Raw genomic sequence first — 17,194 nt, 5'->3', positions numbered from 1 at the left:
ACTCGAGTGCAGCAAGTGATTCGCATCGTTGACGCAGGTATTCGTAAGAGTGAAATCGAGCAACGCCTACAAGAGGCGCTGAAAATATCCGTAGATGAAGCAAGAAGCCTTAGCAGCGGCCAGTGTGTCTGGTGCGGAGACCAGACTCCTTCCCTGGACGAATTCATAAGTGAGCTCCGCGGGTTGGCATCCAAGGTAATAGTCGGGCGCAGATCCAATATTCCTGAGGACTCCTCTGCTGTGGTTGCCCTGTCTCAGCTCGGCGACTACATCCTGGAAGATTTATGGGCCAAGTACGCAGCTGAGGTAGAGGTTTCGGCTATTGCATCCGTGAGGAAACTCAACGATTCTATTGGCGTCCGTTGGGCTAGTCCCCAGCAAGAAATCAACGTACAAGTCCACGAGTACAGCGCTCTGGAGCAACAACTCAGGGAAGCACGCAGGAGACTACTAGCTTCACTGAAGCCACGTGGCATTACTATCGATGACCTTCAAGGCGGTTCCCCTGGCCCCGCAATCAGTCCGTTGGATTGGATGCTTCAAGCAGACGAAGTCGCTGACCGGGCAGACGCCAAGAGAATTCCGTTTTTTCAGATCAAGCGGCTTGAAGACATAAAGGAATTTACTCAGGCAGGACGATCTGTGTTGGCACCGTTCGAGACCGTAGTGGAGAAGCTACAAAAAAAGCGTGACGCTAAGCTCGACGAGATCAATAAACGCGCGTTCAAAGCGTGGATGGACCGATCTAAAAGGGACTTGACGGATGGCACGCTCGGCCTGGATTCTTTTGCGCTTTCGTTGGGTTCCGGTCCACTGCAGGGGAAGCCTCGTTGGCTCGGGGGAGCGGCATCAGCGGGTGACATAGACTCGCCCCGCGTTTATGTCGGCGAGAATACTCTTTCGGCTCATACATTTACTGCAAGCCACGTCGCGTCAGACAGCTCAAAGTCGGCTTCTACAGAGACGATCGCCGTAGAGCATGATCCCGCGCTCTATCACTATCCCGTGGTTGTTGACTTGGATGCTGCCGGCGGCTTCGTAACGGATCAGCGAAACGCCATTGAATCATCCGTTCTTCAGCTTTTGGATACCGTGGACGCCGGGATGCTTCGTATTGACGGTGTGGATCCTGTAGGCCTCGGGAAGTCGCTCAATTTTCTTTATGGCCTTAATGACGCTGGGGACCACATTCTCGGAGACGCGATTTGGACGACCTCGGATCAAGTTTCGAAGCTATTGATCGAGATCGAAAAACATGTCACTTTTGTGACGCAAAAGTATCTTCAGGGTCAGCACTCCAGTCTCACGGAATACAATATTGCCGCGGGAGAAGTGGCTGAACCATACAGAGTTGTGCTTCTCTACGACTTCCCCAGGATGTTCACACGGGACGGTCGCTCCTTCGATCAAGAGGCTTTGTCCCGCTTGCAGCGTCTCGCATCCGTGGGACGCCGTGCCGGCGTCTTCTTTTTCGTCGAGACCCCTGCTCACGAACGAACACATCCTGCCCTTGCTGGACTACCTAATTTGTATGCGACATCAGCTTTTGATGCCCCGCTTCATGTGCCAGATTCGCTGTTCCTCAAGGACATCAAACTAACCTGGCGTCTCACGTTCCCAGCAGAGCCGACGAGTACCGTGCGGGAAGAGATATGCGCGAAAGTTCTCCGGGGCTTGGCATCTCAAACGGAAGCCCGGGTCCTTCCCGAGACAGTTGTTGAAATTGCGATGCGACGGGACGCACTCTCCGCCCAACGAGGCCTGGGCGTCTCTGAAGGGATCGCGATGCCAACCGACCCTGGAACATGGTGGGCGGCTTCCTCCGCAAACGGAGTCGAGAGTCGCTTTGGACGAATGGGATCCTCCGGCGTTGCGAACCTCATCTTCAATTCCAAGATGGAATCCTCCGCACTCATAGGAGGTCAAACAGGTTCTGGAAAATCGTCTCTGTTTCACGCCCTGATTCTTGACTTGGTGCTCAACTACGACCCATCGGAGCTTGAGCTATACCTCGTGGACCTCAAGGAAGGAGTTGAGTTCAAGCAGTACGCCGAATCGAAGCTCCCACATGCGCGGGCAGTAGCGATTGAAAGCAGCCGGGAGTTCGCTGTCAGTGTCTTGTTGGAGCTGGAAGCCGAGATTCAACGGCGGGGCGCCAAGTTCAAAGCACAGGGTGGATCGGTGGTTGACGTGACGGGCTATCGCCGAGCCACGGGTCAAGCTATGCCCCGTATCGTCCTCATGATCGATGAGTTCCACAAGTTGTTGATGCAGGAAGACGCAGTACGACGTGAGGGCGAGCGACTTCTTGAGCGCGTTATTAAGGAAGGCCGCGCGTTTGGCATTCACGTAGTCCTGGGATCACAAACTATCGCCTTGGTCGGCTCAGCTTTCCGGAGTATGGCAGATCAGATCTTCTACCGGCTGGTTCTTTCCAGTTCGGAAGCCGACTCAAGACTCCTTCTCGGTGAGGGTAACCCCGACGCCCAGCTCCTAACACGCCCAGGCGAGGGAATCCTCAATACGAAAAATGGGCTGCGTGAGGGGAATGATCGCTTTCAGGCAAGCTATTGGGATCCGAAGCGTCGGCACGAGGTCCTTGAAGACCTTCGCTCGCGTGCAAACAAACACGGTTGGGCAAAGCGTGAACCCATCGTCTTTGAGGGCTCCGAACCACAGTCAATTGAAAGCCTTGATGCCCAACTCCTTGGACGGAGTGATCCGCATAAGGAGTTGGCAGTCATGGTGGGAGCTCCGATGTCCCTGGAAGGCCCTTTTAGCGTCACGCTAGATCGTTCGCCGGGCCGAAGCCTGCTTGTCGTCGACGATCAAGGACTGCACACGCTAATGGCAATAGCTGTGGACTTGGCGGCAGCTGGTGTGACGACGACGTTCGTCGATTTCGGTGTCTTTGATGCTGCGTCCGAACCGCTCAAGGACGCCATGTCCCCAGCGGTGTCCCTTGTCAGTCCACGCGGACTCCAGGGCACGATGACTCAACTCACAGATCTGCTGGAGCAGCGAATCCAGCGAAGCGACTACGCGGCACCGGCACATGTGGTGATGCTGGCGGGAATTCAACGAGCCCGCGAACTGGCAAGCGATCTTTACACCCTGAGCGATAGTTCTTCGGCAACTCAACTCCAACGAATCCTTACGGAAGGCCCCGAGTTTGGGGTCCATGTCATCGCACTTGCTGATAGGCCAGCCAGCGTAGACAGAAGGCTGACTTCAGCAATGATTCGCGAGTTTGGCATCAAGATCGTTGGGACGATGGGAGCGGACGATTCACGCCGGCTAGTGGACAGCGACTGTGGAGCGCGGTTGAAAGCTTCTGAGGTCTACTTTGATGATTATGATCGGGTTATCAACAAGACACTCCGTCGGTTCGAAGTAAAGAATCCCGAGTGGATCTCGGCTGCAGTGGAGCGGGACAGTGTCAACGGCTGACGTCACCATCGAAGCAGTCGATGCAGTTTCAACGGACCTTCATAAGTATCGTGATCTTACTTACCAAATAAGGCATGAATACAGTGCCGCGTCGAGAACGATTCTGGATTTTATTGATGATGTCATTCGGGATCGTTCTCGAGCTGCGGTGCAAAGCAAAGCAGAATTGGAGCATGCTGTCGATGCTGAGCGGCGTGCAAATGAATCCGACACGCCCCCCATGTATCGCCCTGACGTCAACGGTGCACTCCACCGGTTTAACCAGGCCGAAAGTGCTTTGGATCGGGCCAGAAGAGTCCGAGAGGCAGTATTAATTCAGTTTCGTGAGTGTGAACGGGCGATCGCAGCCAACGCGTCTGCCGTCGAGGCAATCAGCGATGCAGCGAGACGACTACTCAGCCAAAAGCGTGAGGCACTGGAAGAGTACTGGGCGGGGCAAGCTGGCGTCCATGGCAGAGGACCAAGTGGGAGCGCCGCCCCGGCCCTAAGCCCACAGCTGGACAACAAGGCTCCCGGGATCGTTCTTCCAGGGCTCCCGCCCAAAATTCAACTCATACCCCTATCGGATATCGACGACTCCGATTCACACGTTACTGGCCCCGAAAGCTTTGGAAAGGGCTACTCACCCGCCGATCTTCGGTGGGCTCACGAGGCCCTTCATGAGATCGTAATGCCAACGCTCGCCAGTGGTGGAACGCTTGAGGATCTTCGGGCCCGGGATGCGGCTGAGGGAAGAATGGGGGTTCGGTCCTACGCGGATACCTACTCCGGCTTCTTCGGAGATTCAGCCATCCGTTTAAGCCCTGACCTCGAGGTTACAAACGGATACCACCGGATTTGGGTGGCCAAACAGATGGGCCTTTCGCACGTACCTGCGGTGATCGAATAATGGGTTACCTTGAGCGGCCCCTTGTGCAACTGAGCGAAGTTGCCCGGGTGCGCCAGACGTCCGAAAACCAGGCCAAGATCTTGTGGCGCGACGTCGTGTACACGTATCTGGAAGATCGCCACCTCAGGGTGCTCTCTGTCGAGGAGGAGGCTCTGCGAGTGACACTTCAGAATGCCGAGAGTGCAATTTCCAGTGCCTTGAACAGTTTGTAACGTAAGTCTTTGCGAGTCTATTTAACGGGAGGTCAAATCATGGCAAGAGTCAATGCTGATCCGGAATCACTAAGGGCACTTCGGGATGCACTGAGGCGGGGGCAGGAAGATATAAGCCGCGCCGTTGAAGGAATGCGCGGATCATTTAAATCTGCTCAATGGAACGATGACCGGCGGACCCAGTTCGAACGTGAACTCGAAGGTTTCTTGAGCTCGGTGACGGCTTTCTCGAAGGAGGCCGACGAACTTAAGGAATATCTGTCTCGAAAGGCTGACGACCTCGACCGATACTTGGGCCGGTAACTGATATGGCAACGTCCATCGATGACAGAATCGCAGAATTAAAGCGCGAAGCCTCCGGGCGCCGAGGAAGAGATAAGGGATTCATCGTTCTGACCGTAGCCCTCTGCGCAACGGTTCTGGTCCCATGGCTACTCGGCAAATTCGTGCTCCGTGATTCTTTCTTTCGAGGTAGAGGACCCGGCGTGTATGACGTCAAAGTCCGTGAAGATGGACTTTACTTCATGTCTGACTGGCTCATGGGATGCGCCATATTTTCTATCTTGCTGGGCCTGTTCCTCATTCTCAGGCCGTGGTCACTCCGGATCGGTTCCGTGCTCTTCGGCGTTCTTGCAATAGGGGCCGCAGTGGCATTTTTCATACCAACCAGCCAGGGGGCTTGGACTGCGGCGGAAGGGACGTCCGCGTTGTCACTCAAGACAACTCCGTACCCGTTCAGTAGCTCGTTTCATACTTGCGGCAGTGAAAGTCTTGTAGTTGACGGAACACTTTGGCAAGTCCATGAAGCGCAGCGGGCAGGTACGGCGTCTTCGGGCTGCAACAGGCTTGCCATCTACAGCGGCTGGGAAAGCAAAGGCAGGGTCGATCTGGCAGAGGGCGAACTTATCAGCGAGATTGTTGTCACGGCGGAGGGTGCGGTTTCTGTAACTACTCAGTCGGGCAACAACGCGATGAACTTCAGCATCTTCGAGCCACCCAAGTCCTGACTTTGGGTGACACGTCTTGAGACGTGGCGTTTACGCAGGCTAGCGCGGGATATCTGCTGCCAAGCAAATGTATTAGGCCCTGTTCCAGTGCTCACGAAGCACAGTCGCGAGGCGCCCGGGTTCAATCCGGTGCGGGGGATCGAAGTGGTGGCGCTCCTCAAACACCTCCACACGGTAGTCCCGGAAAACAGTGGACAGGCGATCGGCGATGTCACCGTACTGGTCCGGGTTGCTCATGCCGCCCAGCACGTACAGCACAGGACGTTCAAAAGAAGCGAGGCGCTCGCGGTCCAGGTGATAGCTCCGGAAATCCTTCAGGAACGCCCTGATTCCTGCAGGACGCTTGGCCATCCACGGCGGCGGGTCGCCCGCCGGCGGAGGCGCGAGGACGACGTCGGGCCTTACCGACAGCCTCATGAACTCTGGCATGAACTGCTCCGGAGGCAGCGGCTCGAGCGCGCTCAGCTGCTCCCAGAAGCGGGTGTGGGCCCTGCTCCAATCCCAGTCTCCTGCCCAAGCGGGTTCGAGGAGCGTGAGGCTAAGCAGGCGCTCGGGATGCTTGGCGGCGAAAGCGAGAGCAGCGGCCCCGCCACCCGAGTAGCCGACCAGATGGAAGGTGTCCCATTGTTTGGCGTCTGCCTCATGCAGGACTCCATCAACTTCGGTGTCCAGGGACCAACCGGGCGGCGGCTCGTCGGCGTCGTAGAGGTCCAGGTCCTTCGCAAACGCGTCCACGTCCGGGCCAAGCGCTTCTATGAGGTCGGTGTAGGCCGGCGCCGCCGGAAGGACGCTGCCTGGAAGGAAGAACGCACGGATTGCTCCCATGGGTGAACCATACGCTTGGGGAGGGGCGAGGGGGAGAGGCCCGCTCAGGCCCCAGCAATCCTTCGCGCCACATACTCCGCGTCCAGGCCCACCCCGCCGACGATGGACGAGTAGTGCCGCGTGAGCCAGGGCAGGCCCACCGTGTACAGGCCGGGGAGTTCCATGACACCGCGCGAGTGCCGCGGGTAGCCCCATTCATCCAGCACGGGCATGTCGATGAAGCTCAGGTCGAGTTTGTATCCGGTTGCCCACAGGACGGATGTGATGTTCGCGTCGGCAAGGTTCAGCTTGGCCGGTTCTGCGGGCAGCCAGTCATCCTCGGGCTCGGGCGGTTGCTCGGGTGCTTCGATGCCTGCGGCCGCGATGTACGCCTCGATTGCGCGTCCAGAGCGTTGGGCGAAGGTGGACTCGACTGTTGCGAGGCGTTCGGGGAGGTCGTCGCTGAAGGTGATGACGCCGTCGTCGATGTTTTCCAGATGGCCGTGCAGGTGCATGCCGCGGCGGCCGAGCTCGCGGAGGTGGATGTTGTGGCCGCCGTCTGTCCCGGAAAGCAGCGGGTTGCAGGCGAAACGGGCTGCAGGAGATGGAAGTCCCTCGCGGGTGAGGGCGTTGATGCCGTAGTCCGGCCCGTGTTTGCCGACTTCCAGCAGCCAGTAGATGAGGTCGTGGCCGCGGTAACGGCGCGGCGCTTCAGGACACGTGGAGACGGCAAGGTGAACTTCACGACCGGCCGCGTGCAGCTCCTCGGCGATCTGCCCGCCCGACTGCCCGGTCCCAACAATCAGCACAGCACCATCGGGCAACTGCTCGGGGTTGCGGTACTCGTGCGTGTGGAGCTGGAAAACGTTCTGCGGGAGGTTGCCCGCAACGGCGGGAAGCTTGGGTACCTGATAGGCGCCCGTCGCCAGGACGACGTTGCGTGCCTGCATGTGCCCGAGCGACGTCTCGATGATGAACCCATCCGCGGCGGCTGCCAGCCGAGTGACCTCGACGCCGGTGCGAACCGGAGCGTTGATCACTTCCGCGTACTTTCTGAAGAGATTCACCGCTGCGATCCGCGGTATGAACGCGTCCGGTTCCCCACCGGAATACGGCATCCCCGGCAGGCCCAGCGCGAGGTTCGGCGTGTTCATGTAGAACCCGTCCCACCGGTCCTGGAACGCACCTCCCAGCGAGTCTCGCCGTTCCAGGATTTGATGCTCGACGCCGGCCTGGGTCAGCCAGTAGCTCGTCGCGAGTCCTGCTTGGCCTGCGCCGATAATGACCGTTTCCGGGGTGCGTCCCATGGGGTGGATCTTACGCTTGGGGATGCGGGTGCGGGAGGTCCGTTGGCGTGGGGTTTTGGCTGTCAGATCACAGGATTTTGGACAGTCGCGTGCACTCTTCCCACAGCCGCTTCCGAGCGGCTGGATCAGAGCCCATGCCCGGCGTCGGCAGCTCCTTGCGTTTCGCCCAGAGCTTCCCGGACACCGCCGCAGTCTCTGGAGCGGTGGCCAGCCAGACGGGCGTATCGGCAGCTTTCTCAGCAGTCGCGCCGAAGGTGTTCGTCATCCAGCGGAAAGGTCCGCCAACGTCCTGCAGTAGCGCAGTGTGCTTTACGAGGCCCGGGTGCACGGCGTTCACCACAACGTTGGATCCGCGAAGGCGCTCCGCGAATTCCTGCGTCAACAGGACCCTGCCGAGCATTGTTGGCGGTGTGGCGCGCAGGTAACTGTAACTGCCCTTGGCGGTTTGCAGATCGTCGAAGTCGATCTTGGTGGTGGACGGCCCTCCGGAATACTTGGAAGCGATGTTAACGATCCGCGAAGTCCGCGTCCCATCCGCGCCCGCGCCGCGCTTGAGCGCGTCCAAGAGCAGATTCGTCAGCAGGAAGTAGCCCATCACGTTGGTAGCGAACGTGACCTCAAGTCCATCCACAGTCACGTGGCGTTCCTTGCGGAAAACGCCCGCCGCGTTGACGAGCACGTGAAGCTCGTTGTGGCGGGAAAGGAACTCCTCAACCGCGGAGCGGATTGAAGCTTGGTTTGAGAGATCGCAGGCAAGGGTCTCCAAGGTCGCGCCCGGGACTGCTGCCCGAATGTCGCGCATGGCCTCCTCTGCCCGCGCTTCTGTCCGCCCAACCACGACGACGGTGGCACCTTCGCGGGCCAGTGCGGTGGCGATGGCTTTAGCAAGACCACCGGTAGCGCCGGTTATCAGCGCTGTTCGTCCATTCATCGAGGGCATGGCTTGATCTCAGCACGAAACGGCATGTTTGGCGAGGGTCTGGGAGGGGTGTGGTCTTTAGTTCTTGGAAGGCCGTGCTTTGGGTTTCTTCGGTGGGAGCCCGGCCACGTAGTCGAAGGCTTTGGCCACCCATGGTTCGGCCTTCTCGGGCTCATCGTTCCAAGCTTCCGGAAGACCGGTGTATCCGCCCATGGGACGTTCTTCAGGGCCGAAGGGTTGGGTTTGATGATCAGCATCGAGCTGGGCCTTGTCAGCCTCGGAAAGACGGATTCCGATGGTGGGGCCGAAAAGTCCAGCAAACATGTTGCCGTTCACGAAAGCGCCGAGGTTGCCGAACATTGGTTTGACGACGACGTCGGGATGGTCGGGCAGCACAGAACGGAAGCGTTCCTTATCGGCGTCCGAGGGCTTGGGCATCTGCATTTGCTTATCCTCCTGGGTTGTACCTCCATGGCAACTGTACGCAGAGCATGACAAGCAGTCCGGGAACCAGCAAGGGGGCTTACCTCCTCGACGGACGCGCGGACCGATGGGATTCTGGATCATGGCCACAGATCTCAGCTCGCGCCGGGCTGAAGGATCCGTTGCTTCCGGGACACATCACGGCCTTGATGTGGGACTGAGGTGAAGAATTGAATTCTCCCGCTGCAATCCGGGTTACTGCCATTCGTGTCGCCGAGCTGCTTGCCGACGGCGAGGCAATGCCGGTGTATGTGCATGTCATCGACCACCCCGAGGGGCGCGTGCTGGTGGACACCGGCATGACTCAGCTTCATCCGGCGATCGCCGACATGGAACCACGCATTTATCCACTGAACGAGCAGGACTTTGACATCGGCAGCGTCGACATCGTCGTCAACACCCACCTGCATTTTGACCATTGCGGAGGTAACCATCTCTTCGCCGGTAAGCCCGTCTACGTTCAGCGTCAGGAACTTGACGACGCCCGGAACCAGGACGACTACACCATCCCCGAATGGGTCGACCCACCAGGGATGCAGTACGTCACCGTCGACAGGGAACTCGAACTTCTTCCCGGAATTCGGCTCCTTCAGACACCAGGACACACTCGGGGCTCACAGGTTGTCGTCATTGACGGAGACGGACCGCCTACCATCATCGCCGGTGACACAGCGGTTTTTTTCGACGAACTTGATAACCCCCGCACCGAGGGTCAGCAGCTCATTCGCTCTTTGAAACCTGCAATGGTTTGGCTCGCGCACGCGCACACGCCATGGAAACCGGGAGTTTCAGTCTCGCCATGACCACCGAGGCCCCTCTTCAAAGGGGGTAATCCGGCCATCGGATTGATTAATCTGACGTCGCACTAGCTATCTGCTCAGAACTATGTAAACTTGACGGTGTTGTTGTGTTTGGCATTTGGTAGTTCAGGCAGTCCCCGTGATCCATCTGGATCGCGACCTTCTGAAGTAACGGTGGAGAACACCCCACACCGGAGACCCGAAAGTCGGGAGAATCTCCACCTTCAGTAAGGACTGAAAAAATGGCTACAGGTACCGTGAAATGGTTCAACTCCGAAAAGGGCTTCGGCTTCATCTCTCCTGAAGATGGCAGCCAGGACGTTTTCGCTCACTACTCTGCGATCAACTCCTCGGGCTACCGCTCCCTCGAAGAGAACCAGAAGGTTTCCTTCGACGTCGAGCAGGGCCCCAAGGGTCCCCAGGCAGTAAACATCCAGGCTATCTAGTCTTCGGATAAACGAAAAAGCAGGGCCGGTCATTGACCGGCCCTGCTTTTTGTTGTGCCCTGGTGGGGGCATTAGCCGTGGGCACTTGCCCCTCGCTCGCCGCCCGCCATAATTACTGCATAGCCGCAGAATGATGGGTCGGGATGGGCCTGTTTACCAGCCTGTCCTGGATAAGAGGGTGCTGCATGGGCAAAGAAACACCAGGAACCCGCTCCCCATGGGTCTTTCCTTTACTATGGCTCCTCACTACGGCCCTGAGCGTAGCGGTGTCCGGGGTCCTGTTCCATTTCCCCGGTGCCCTGCCGCCCAATAACGGTGACTCCTTCAACCCCAACCCCGCCGGAGCGCTGGTGAACGGCGTTGCCACCGGGCTCTTAGTTGGTGGTCTGCAGGCACTGCTGTTAAGGCGGTCCGGATTACGCGCCTGGCGGTGGATCCTTGGGACCACTGTGGCCTTGCTGGTGGCGCACACTTTTGGAGACATGCTTCCAGACGCTGTGGGGTGGCCGCTCATGGCAGGTCTGGGAGGCTTACTACTCGGCCTGGGGCAATGGTGGGCCGCCCGATGGCCCGCCAAAGCTGGGGTCATGTGGACTGCCGTCAGCGGCGTCGGCTGGGCCTCCAGCATGTGGTTGTCATATCAGGCGGTCAACGCGCCGGAGGACTGGCGGACCGAGCACCTGATCGTGGCCGCGGCAGTTGGCTTCACAGTGGGTGCCTGCACAGCAGCAATGTGGCGATGGCTGCCGCTGCGATCCGGGCAGGCAAGAGCGTCAGCCCGCTCACGGTCCCCTCGTTTGTAGTAAAGATGTTCCCATCCTGAAAAACTACTTAGAACACATATCCACATAGCGAATTACACCTCTGTAACTCACCTTCGAACGTCCGTAGCGTGGTTGGTATCAACTACGAAACCGAGGGCCTCCCATGGACGAACAGACTGCAGACGACTCCCTCCCGCCAGCTCATTCGAAGCAAGCTCACCACCTAGGCGAGTCGTGCGGGCACTCATTTTTGCCTGAATCGCCACCTAGACGGGCGATAAGCGGCCTGTGCAAGGCTGTTTTGCCACCTAGTCCCGTTTTCGAGATCTAACCTGCGAAGTGAGCCGCATGTCGGTCATCCACAGAAACAGAAGGTTGGATCGAGTGTTCGATTCTGAGGTTCAGCGCATCCTCGATTTCGTTGGCCGCGGCATAGGCGTGCGGATTGTTGGAGCGCCCGGAAGCGGCAGGACCACAGTGGTGCGAAATGTCGTGGCCAACTTGGAAAAGACCGGTATGGCTATCCACTTCATCAGCGGTCTTCGAACACATCGCTCAATTCCGTACTCAGCCATCAAGAGCTTGGGTTTGGAGCTTCGGCCCGGCCGCAGCGGAGTCACGGATATGGCAGATGCGCTCTCAAGCCAGTTGTCCAAGTCTGGGAAGCACGTCCTGATAGTGGACGACATCCATCTGCTGGACAACGAATCGCTGGCGGTCCTGGAATCAGTTCGGCGCAGGTCCGACTGTCCGCTGATCGTCACTGCTCCGGACAGCGGCTCGATCTCAAGGAGTCAACTGGCCGTCATGAACAGTGGCCGCGAGGCTTTGCTACAACTGGACCCACTCCATTTTGAGCAGGTACACACTTTGGTGACGCAGGTGTTGGGGGCTGCTGCAGATGCAGACACAACAGCGAGAATCCTGACAAAGTCCGGAGGAAACCCTCGGCTCGTTGTCCGTATTACGGAGACTGCTGCCTTAAGCGATCTTCTGGTTTTGCGTGGACGACAGTGGCAGATGACCGGTGACACCCTCTGGAACGACCATCTGAGAGGAACCCTCGAAGCGCTGCTGGCCGACCTGGCTCCGGAAGAAGTTACGGCCCTGCACACCATGGCAATCCTTGGCACCGCCCGTGTAGACGTTCTGCAAAAGGTGGTACAGCCCGACGTGTTGGAAGGCCTTGAACGGCGGGGATTCCTGTCGGTCATGGACGATCACCACAATGGACCGATCGCGGCGATAAGCCCGCCCGTCATCGCAGACTATTTCAGGGGCCAAAAGACGCTCAGGGACCGGCACCTCTTGCGCAACAAGATTGCTGGTGCGCTTGAGGGTGCGCCTCAAACTGCGCAGGGCAATTCAACGACTGCCGACTGCCTGTCCCGGGTGCTGGCATCCTTGCGGCTCGAGAAGGGAAACGATGATGCGGTAACCGCCCGGCATTTTCACGATCACAGTGCCGCCCGCGAACGCACGCGCTACGAACGATGGCAAGCGAACAAGTCCGCGACCAATGCTGCTGCACTGCTCAGGGTTTACTGGGGAGCGCCGGTGAACGTTATGCGGGCAACCCGCGTTTGCCAGGAGACGTCCACGCTCAACGGCGACCCCAATGACATTCTTTTTCTCGCGATCACCAAGGCTTTCCTTGCAATCTACTCAGGGCAAGGCGTGAGTACGGCAGTTGACATCCTGAAAGGATTCGCCGAGCGCAACCCGGAACAGGCCTCTACTGCCGAGGCCGCAATCCTCTTCATCAACGCCTCCCACGGTCGGGTCGCACCCATGCCCGAGGCTTCTGCCGACGCCCTGCAGCCTGCCTCGCTGGGGTTGGAAGGACTGGTTCAAAGCTTGCTCGAGCTGTATCGGTTTCGGCCGGGCGCGGTCCTCAGCCTGACAGAGAAGGCTGAGGACGACGACACCTTCCCGCACCTACGTCCGTTCCTTCACGGCTTCGCGCTCTTCGCAGCAGGCAGGATCGAGGACTCCCTGGTCTTCGCACTGGATTGGCGTGCCGAGGCCCGCAGAAACCTCGATCAATTCGGCGTCGTCGCCAGTAGCTACGTTGCCGCACACGGTCTGCTATACCGCGGCTACTTCGAAGAAGCCGAATACCTCATGAGCAGCGTCTTCGCTATGGGCCGGCCCGGCTTCGTCGTCGATGTCCTTTATGACGCCATGCTGCGGCTCGCTGGCCTGCGGCATGCGACGACGGCCATCTCACCAGCTCTGTCCATCGCGTCACAAGCACGGAGTGCGGTGCCTGATGTTGGACCGTTGCCCGGCATCGGCAAGGGTGTACATGAGCTCGTTGCCGCGGAGACTACCCAGCCATCGGTTTTTGATCGGCGGGCCGTGAAGCTCATCAAGCGCCAGATGAAGAGCGGCTACATCCTGGAGGCAACGATGACGGCGCTGCTTTGCACATGCCTGTGTCCCGGAGGGCCAGTTCTGGATATCCTCCGTAAGCTCCTGCGGGACAGTGGGGTGACGGCTCATGACCAGATGATGGCCGTTGCCACCGCGGTTGTGGAAGGCGATCACAAGCTGCTCGGTCTCCTCCTTAAGCACTACGAACTGGACGCCGACAACTATCAGATCGGCATGCTGCTTCGAGGTGCCCTCAAGCGTCACGTTCTGGAAGGGAACACGGCAGCGGCCGAGGCCATGGCCGAAGCTTCGTCTTTGTTCGCGGCAAGGTTTCCGTCAACCAACGAGCAGCTATCCTTCAACACTTTCAGGACTACGCCCCTCACGGAACGCGAAATTGAGGTTGCCGCGTTGGCGGGACATCGCTCGAACGTTGAGATTGCTGAACATCTGGGGATCAGCGCGAGAACAGTGGAAAACCACATCTCCAACGCCCTGCGAAAGACCGGCGCAACCTCACGTAACGGCCTCTTCATCCTCGTGGGGAATTCAATGGCAGCACGCTGACTCACGTTAGGCTGAACGTATCTTCCAGTACGAGTCTCCGGTGACACCGGCAGAGCTCAGACCTTGATGCGTGAAGGGTTCTCGTGAGCAATTCCCCCGCCTTGGCCCGCCGCCTCGGCACGTTCGATGCTTCCCTTATTGGCTTAGGCTCCATGATCGGTGCCGGGGTCTTCGCGGCCTTCACACCAGCCGCTGCGGCTGCTGGATCCGGACTGCTCATTGGTTTGCTTGTGGCGGCCTTCGTGGCCTTTTGCAATGCGACGTCCTCCGCGCAGCTCGCTGCCAGGTACCCCACCTCCGGCGGAACATACGTCTACGGACGTGAGCGGCTGGGGCCATGGTCCGGTTTCCTGGCTGGGTGGGGGTTCGTGATCGGCAAGACGGCAAGCGCCGCAGCCATGGCTATGACCTTCGCGGCCTATGCTGCGCCGGCAGGTTGGGAGCGCCCAGTGGCGATTGCCGCCGTCGTAATTTTGACTGCGGTGAACTATCACGGAGTGACCCGTACAGCGGGACTTACCCGAATTTTGGTGATCGCCGTCCTAACCGCACTGGCGATAGCCGTGGCGGCCGTTTGGGGTGGTTCCGGACCTGACTTCAGCAACTTTATGGGGGAGGGGCTGCTGGCGCACGGCTGGTACGGCATATTGCAGTCGGCCGGGCTGTTGTTCTTTGCCTTCGCTGGCTACGCGAGGATTGCCACGATGGGGGAGGAAGTTCGCGAGCCTCGCCGCACCATACCTCGTGCCATCAGCATCGCCCTGGGAATCACGATCGTCATCTATGCCATAATCGCGGTCACTCTGTTGGCTGCCCTGGGACCCGACGGTGTCTCCGGGACGCCGACACCCCTCGCCGATGCCGTCAACGCCGGCGCAATGTCTTGGGCTGCTCCGATTGTTCGGATCGGAGCCGCAGTTGCGTCATTGGGTGCTCTCCTCGCGCTGATTGCAGGGCTGGGCCGGACAACCCTGGCGATGGCCCGCGAGAACGACCTCCCGCACTGGCTGGCTGCCGTCCATCCGCGGTACAAGGTGCCCCACCGGGCCGAAACAACGCTAGCCGTAGTGATCTGCCTGATCATTGCCGTGACCGATCTCCGAGGAGCCATCGGATTCTCGTCGTTCGGTGTGCTGCTTTATTACTTGGTCGCAAATATCGCAGCCTTCACTCAGCCCGCCGAGGACCGCCGCTACCCGAAGGCCCTGCAAGTGGCTGGAGCTGTTGCCTGCGTGGCGTTGGTTGCGACGCTGCCGCCACTGTCTGTCGGGCTGGGCGTGCTGATGTTCGTGGTGGGCATCGTGTTCCGGATGATCCGGTTGCGCCGGAGTCCGTCCAGCCCTCGATAGGCACTAATCCAGAGGCCGGCTGGGCACGACTCCACCTGGGGGTACTTAGGTGGAGCCGTGCCGTTGTGCCTTCTTCGCCTGGGACGAGTGGGGTTCCCGCCGGACACCGGGTTTCCCGTCCCGAAGGCACAAGAGGAGACTATGGCCGGGGATAGTGGTCTAGGTGTTCTTTCGTCCGCTCTAGGTATCCAAAGGCGAGCAAATCATGGCTTTTTGGGTTCGCTTCACGCAAAAATGAGTGTTCGCCGGGACGGACTAGGTGGTGTCCCGCCTCTTTTTGGGCGTCGGTCTTAGCTTCATCAAACCGCTCGGATGCGCCAGCCTTCGCAGCAGCGGTACCAGCTCATCGGCGGGCGCTGGCTCGAAGAATTGGGCGTCGGCGAGCTCCACTGCGGCGATTGCGCGGGGAGCCAACTCCGAGCCTGCTTCGGTAACACGCAGCCGTTTGGCCCTCGTGTCTGAGGGATCGACTTCGCGCTCTATGAGGCCCTTCAGCTCCAGGGTTCGAAGGACCTGCGAGGCCATCTTCACGTCTGTGCCGGCCTGGCGGGCAACGGCGAGCTGATTGGGGTGCTCACCCTCTTTGTTGAGCCACCAAGTGCAGGCGAGCAACACGAACTGCACGTGGGTGAGGCCGATCGGGGCCAAGGCTGCGGCGATGTCACGCTGCCAGCGAAGGGTGGCGTGCCACAGCAGGAATCCGGGGCTCTCGCCCGGGCTAAGCGGCATCAGCGCTGGGCGAGCTGGACGAGCGAAGCCATGGTGTCCGGCCAATCGGCAGTAATGGCAGGCCCGATTTCGGGGCCAACCTGATCTGCGCCAGCACCGGTGATCTCCATCCTGTAGACAACCCGGACGCGACCGCCGTCGAGCCTGTCCAAGCGGTGGGCGGTTCGGATCAGCAGCTCATCGAAGCGTGCTTCGTCGACGAACAGCTCGCCGTCCACTACCTCCGCGATGCGCAACTGGATGGGTTCGTCCCCGGGGGGCATCATGAGGATCTGCGAACCCTCCGCGAAGGGGCCATCGATCTCAACGCGTTCAATTTCGGCGTTCCAGGAACCCCAGTTCTCGACGTCGGCCCAAAGTCGCCAGAGCGCTTCGGGTGCCGCGGTGGTTTCAATGCTGTGCTCGTAATCCCACATGGTTGCCTGCTGAAGTAGATGGTCTACGCACAGACTATCTGCGCGTAGACCATCTTGTACAGTGGCAAAATCAGAGGCTACTACTCACAGCCGATACCGTCGTGGTCGTTGTCCAGGCCATAGATATCAGAACCAACCACGGTCACTGGGCCTCTCACGTAAGCGGGTCCATTGCCTTTGCCTCCGGCACAGTCGACGTCGGACGCAATAGGTACGCAGGCACCGGCATAGTTCGGGTCGCACCCACTCTGAACGCGTGGGGCTGGGGCAGCTTTCGCAGCAGCCGCAGCAGCGGCCTGATCGGCAGCAGCTTGATCTGCCGCTGCTTTTGCTGCTGCCGCTTGATCGGCAGCGAGCTTGTCGGCGGCAGCCTTGTCAGCCGCGGCCTTGTCCGCTGCGGCTTTCGCGGCTGCGTCCGCTGCCGCCTTCTCTGCCGCGGCCTTTGCCGCAGCGTCTGCAGCGCGTTGATCAGAAAGCTTTCCTGCCGTTGCAGAGTCCAGCCAGGCGAGTTTTCCCGATTGATCAATGGTGCAGATGTAAGTTTCGCCCGCCACAGATTGGGTGTTCTTCTCTGTGGTGCAGGTTTTCCCGGCTATCTTGCTCGGCGTTGGAGTAGGCGTGGGCGAGGGAGACGCTGACGTCGACTCCGTTGTGCTGCTCACCGATCCAGCAGCTC

The 17,194-nt window shown here is 59.4% G+C and carries 16 protein-coding genes; 9 read left to right on the top strand and 7 right to left on the bottom strand.

Annotated features, from left to right (window positions below; translation table 11 throughout):
• The first annotated feature begins 6 nt into the window (after positions 1 to 6).
• From ABIE18_RS06380 to ABIE18_RS06365, 4 genes are all read left to right on the top strand, one after another.
• Positions 7 to 3,450, top strand: a complete 3,444-nt coding sequence (locus ABIE18_RS06380; RefSeq protein WP_499721816.1) for an FtsK/SpoIIIE domain-containing protein — start codon at positions 7 to 9, stop codon at positions 3,448 to 3,450.
• Positions 3,437 to 4,339 (top strand): hypothetical protein, encoded by a 903-nt coding sequence (locus ABIE18_RS06375; RefSeq protein WP_499721815.1) that lies wholly within the window; start codon positions 3,437 to 3,439, stop codon positions 4,337 to 4,339. The genes ABIE18_RS06380 and ABIE18_RS06375 overlap by 14 nt, the downstream gene beginning before the upstream one ends.
• Entirely contained in the window at positions 4,339 to 4,551 is a 213-nt protein-coding gene (locus ABIE18_RS06370) for a hypothetical protein (RefSeq protein WP_499721814.1), read from the top strand. Before ABIE18_RS06375 ends, ABIE18_RS06370 begins: the two co-directional genes overlap by 1 nt.
• Before the next feature lie 485 nt (positions 4,552 to 5,036).
• Positions 5,037 to 5,558 (top strand): hypothetical protein, encoded by a 522-nt coding sequence (locus ABIE18_RS06365; protein WP_499721813.1) that lies wholly within the window; start codon positions 5,037 to 5,039, stop codon positions 5,556 to 5,558.
• A 72-nt stretch (positions 5,559 to 5,630) separates the two neighbouring features.
• Here ABIE18_RS06365 and ABIE18_RS06360 read toward each other — a convergent pair whose 3' ends face one another.
• The 4 genes from ABIE18_RS06360 to ABIE18_RS06345 all read right to left on the bottom strand — a co-directional run bounded on the left by ABIE18_RS06360 (position 5,631) and on the right by ABIE18_RS06345 (position 9,032).
• Positions 5,631 to 6,383: an alpha/beta fold hydrolase gene (locus tag ABIE18_RS06360; protein ID WP_499721812.1), complete on the bottom strand. Its 753-nt coding sequence runs from the start codon at positions 6,381 to 6,383 to the stop codon at positions 5,631 to 5,633.
• 44 nt (positions 6,384 to 6,427) lie between these two features.
• A complete protein-coding gene (locus ABIE18_RS06355; RefSeq protein WP_499721811.1) occupies positions 6,428 to 7,669 on the bottom strand; it encodes a flavin-containing monooxygenase in 1,242 nt (413 codons plus the stop codon).
• 67 nt (positions 7,670 to 7,736) lie between these two features.
• On the bottom strand, positions 7,737 to 8,609 hold the full coding sequence (locus tag ABIE18_RS06350) for an SDR family NAD(P)-dependent oxidoreductase (protein ID WP_499721810.1): 873 nt from the start codon (positions 8,607 to 8,609) through the stop codon (positions 7,737 to 7,739).
• Between the two features lie 57 nt (positions 8,610 to 8,666).
• Positions 8,667 to 9,032: a TfoX/Sxy family protein gene (locus tag ABIE18_RS06345; protein ID WP_499721809.1), complete on the bottom strand. Its 366-nt coding sequence runs from the start codon at positions 9,030 to 9,032 to the stop codon at positions 8,667 to 8,669.
• A 209-nt stretch (positions 9,033 to 9,241) separates the two neighbouring features.
• Between ABIE18_RS06345 and ABIE18_RS06340 the strand changes: the two genes are divergently transcribed.
• The 5 genes from ABIE18_RS06340 (at position 9,242) to ABIE18_RS06320 (ending at position 15,373) form a co-directional block, all read left to right on the top strand.
• Positions 9,242 to 9,874 (top strand): MBL fold metallo-hydrolase, encoded by a 633-nt coding sequence (locus ABIE18_RS06340; protein ID WP_499721808.1) that lies wholly within the window; start codon positions 9,242 to 9,244, stop codon positions 9,872 to 9,874.
• A gap of 239 nt (positions 9,875 to 10,113) precedes the next feature.
• Positions 10,114 to 10,317: a transcription antiterminator/RNA stability regulator CspE gene (gene cspE / locus ABIE18_RS06335; protein WP_011773907.1), complete on the top strand. Its 204-nt coding sequence runs from the start codon at positions 10,114 to 10,116 to the stop codon at positions 10,315 to 10,317.
• A 185-nt stretch (positions 10,318 to 10,502) separates the two neighbouring features.
• Positions 10,503 to 11,120 carry a hypothetical protein gene (locus tag ABIE18_RS06330; RefSeq protein WP_499721806.1) on the top strand — a complete coding sequence of 206 codons (618 nt, stop codon included), beginning with the start codon at positions 10,503 to 10,505 and terminating at the stop codon, positions 11,118 to 11,120.
• Between the two features lie 345 nt (positions 11,121 to 11,465).
• On the top strand, positions 11,466 to 14,024 hold the full coding sequence (locus tag ABIE18_RS06325; RefSeq protein ID WP_499721804.1) for a helix-turn-helix transcriptional regulator: 2,559 nt from the start codon (positions 11,466 to 11,468) through the stop codon (positions 14,022 to 14,024).
• An 83-nt stretch (positions 14,025 to 14,107) separates the two neighbouring features.
• The gene (locus ABIE18_RS06320) at positions 14,108 to 15,373 is read left to right on the top strand and encodes an APC family permease (RefSeq protein ID WP_499721803.1); all 1,266 of its coding nucleotides are present in this window, start codon (positions 14,108 to 14,110) and stop codon (positions 15,371 to 15,373) included.
• Positions 15,374 to 15,628: 255 nt separating this feature from the next.
• Here ABIE18_RS06320 and ABIE18_RS06315 read toward each other — a convergent pair whose 3' ends face one another.
• From ABIE18_RS06315 to ABIE18_RS06305, 3 genes are all read right to left on the bottom strand, one after another.
• Positions 15,629 to 16,102 carry a MarR family winged helix-turn-helix transcriptional regulator gene (locus ABIE18_RS06315; protein ID WP_499721802.1) on the bottom strand — a complete coding sequence of 158 codons (474 nt, stop codon included), beginning with the start codon at positions 16,100 to 16,102 and terminating at the stop codon, positions 15,629 to 15,631.
• The gene (locus tag ABIE18_RS06310) at positions 16,102 to 16,518 is read right to left on the bottom strand and encodes an SRPBCC family protein (RefSeq protein WP_499721801.1); all 417 of its coding nucleotides are present in this window, start codon (positions 16,516 to 16,518) and stop codon (positions 16,102 to 16,104) included. Before ABIE18_RS06310 ends, ABIE18_RS06315 begins: the two co-directional genes overlap by 1 nt.
• Positions 16,519 to 16,598: 80 nt before the next feature.
• Positions 16,599 to 17,180: a hypothetical protein gene (locus tag ABIE18_RS06305; protein ID WP_499721800.1), complete on the bottom strand. Its 582-nt coding sequence runs from the start codon at positions 17,178 to 17,180 to the stop codon at positions 16,599 to 16,601.
• Positions 17,181 to 17,194 lie beyond the last annotated feature (14 nt).

This window comes from Arthrobacter sp. 2762, from assembly GCF_040548745.1.
Taxonomy (GTDB): domain Bacteria; phylum Actinomycetota; class Actinomycetes; order Actinomycetales; family Micrococcaceae; genus Arthrobacter.
The sequence above is the reverse complement of the archived record's forward strand: the minus strand, read 5'-3'. Positions and strand labels throughout refer to the sequence as shown.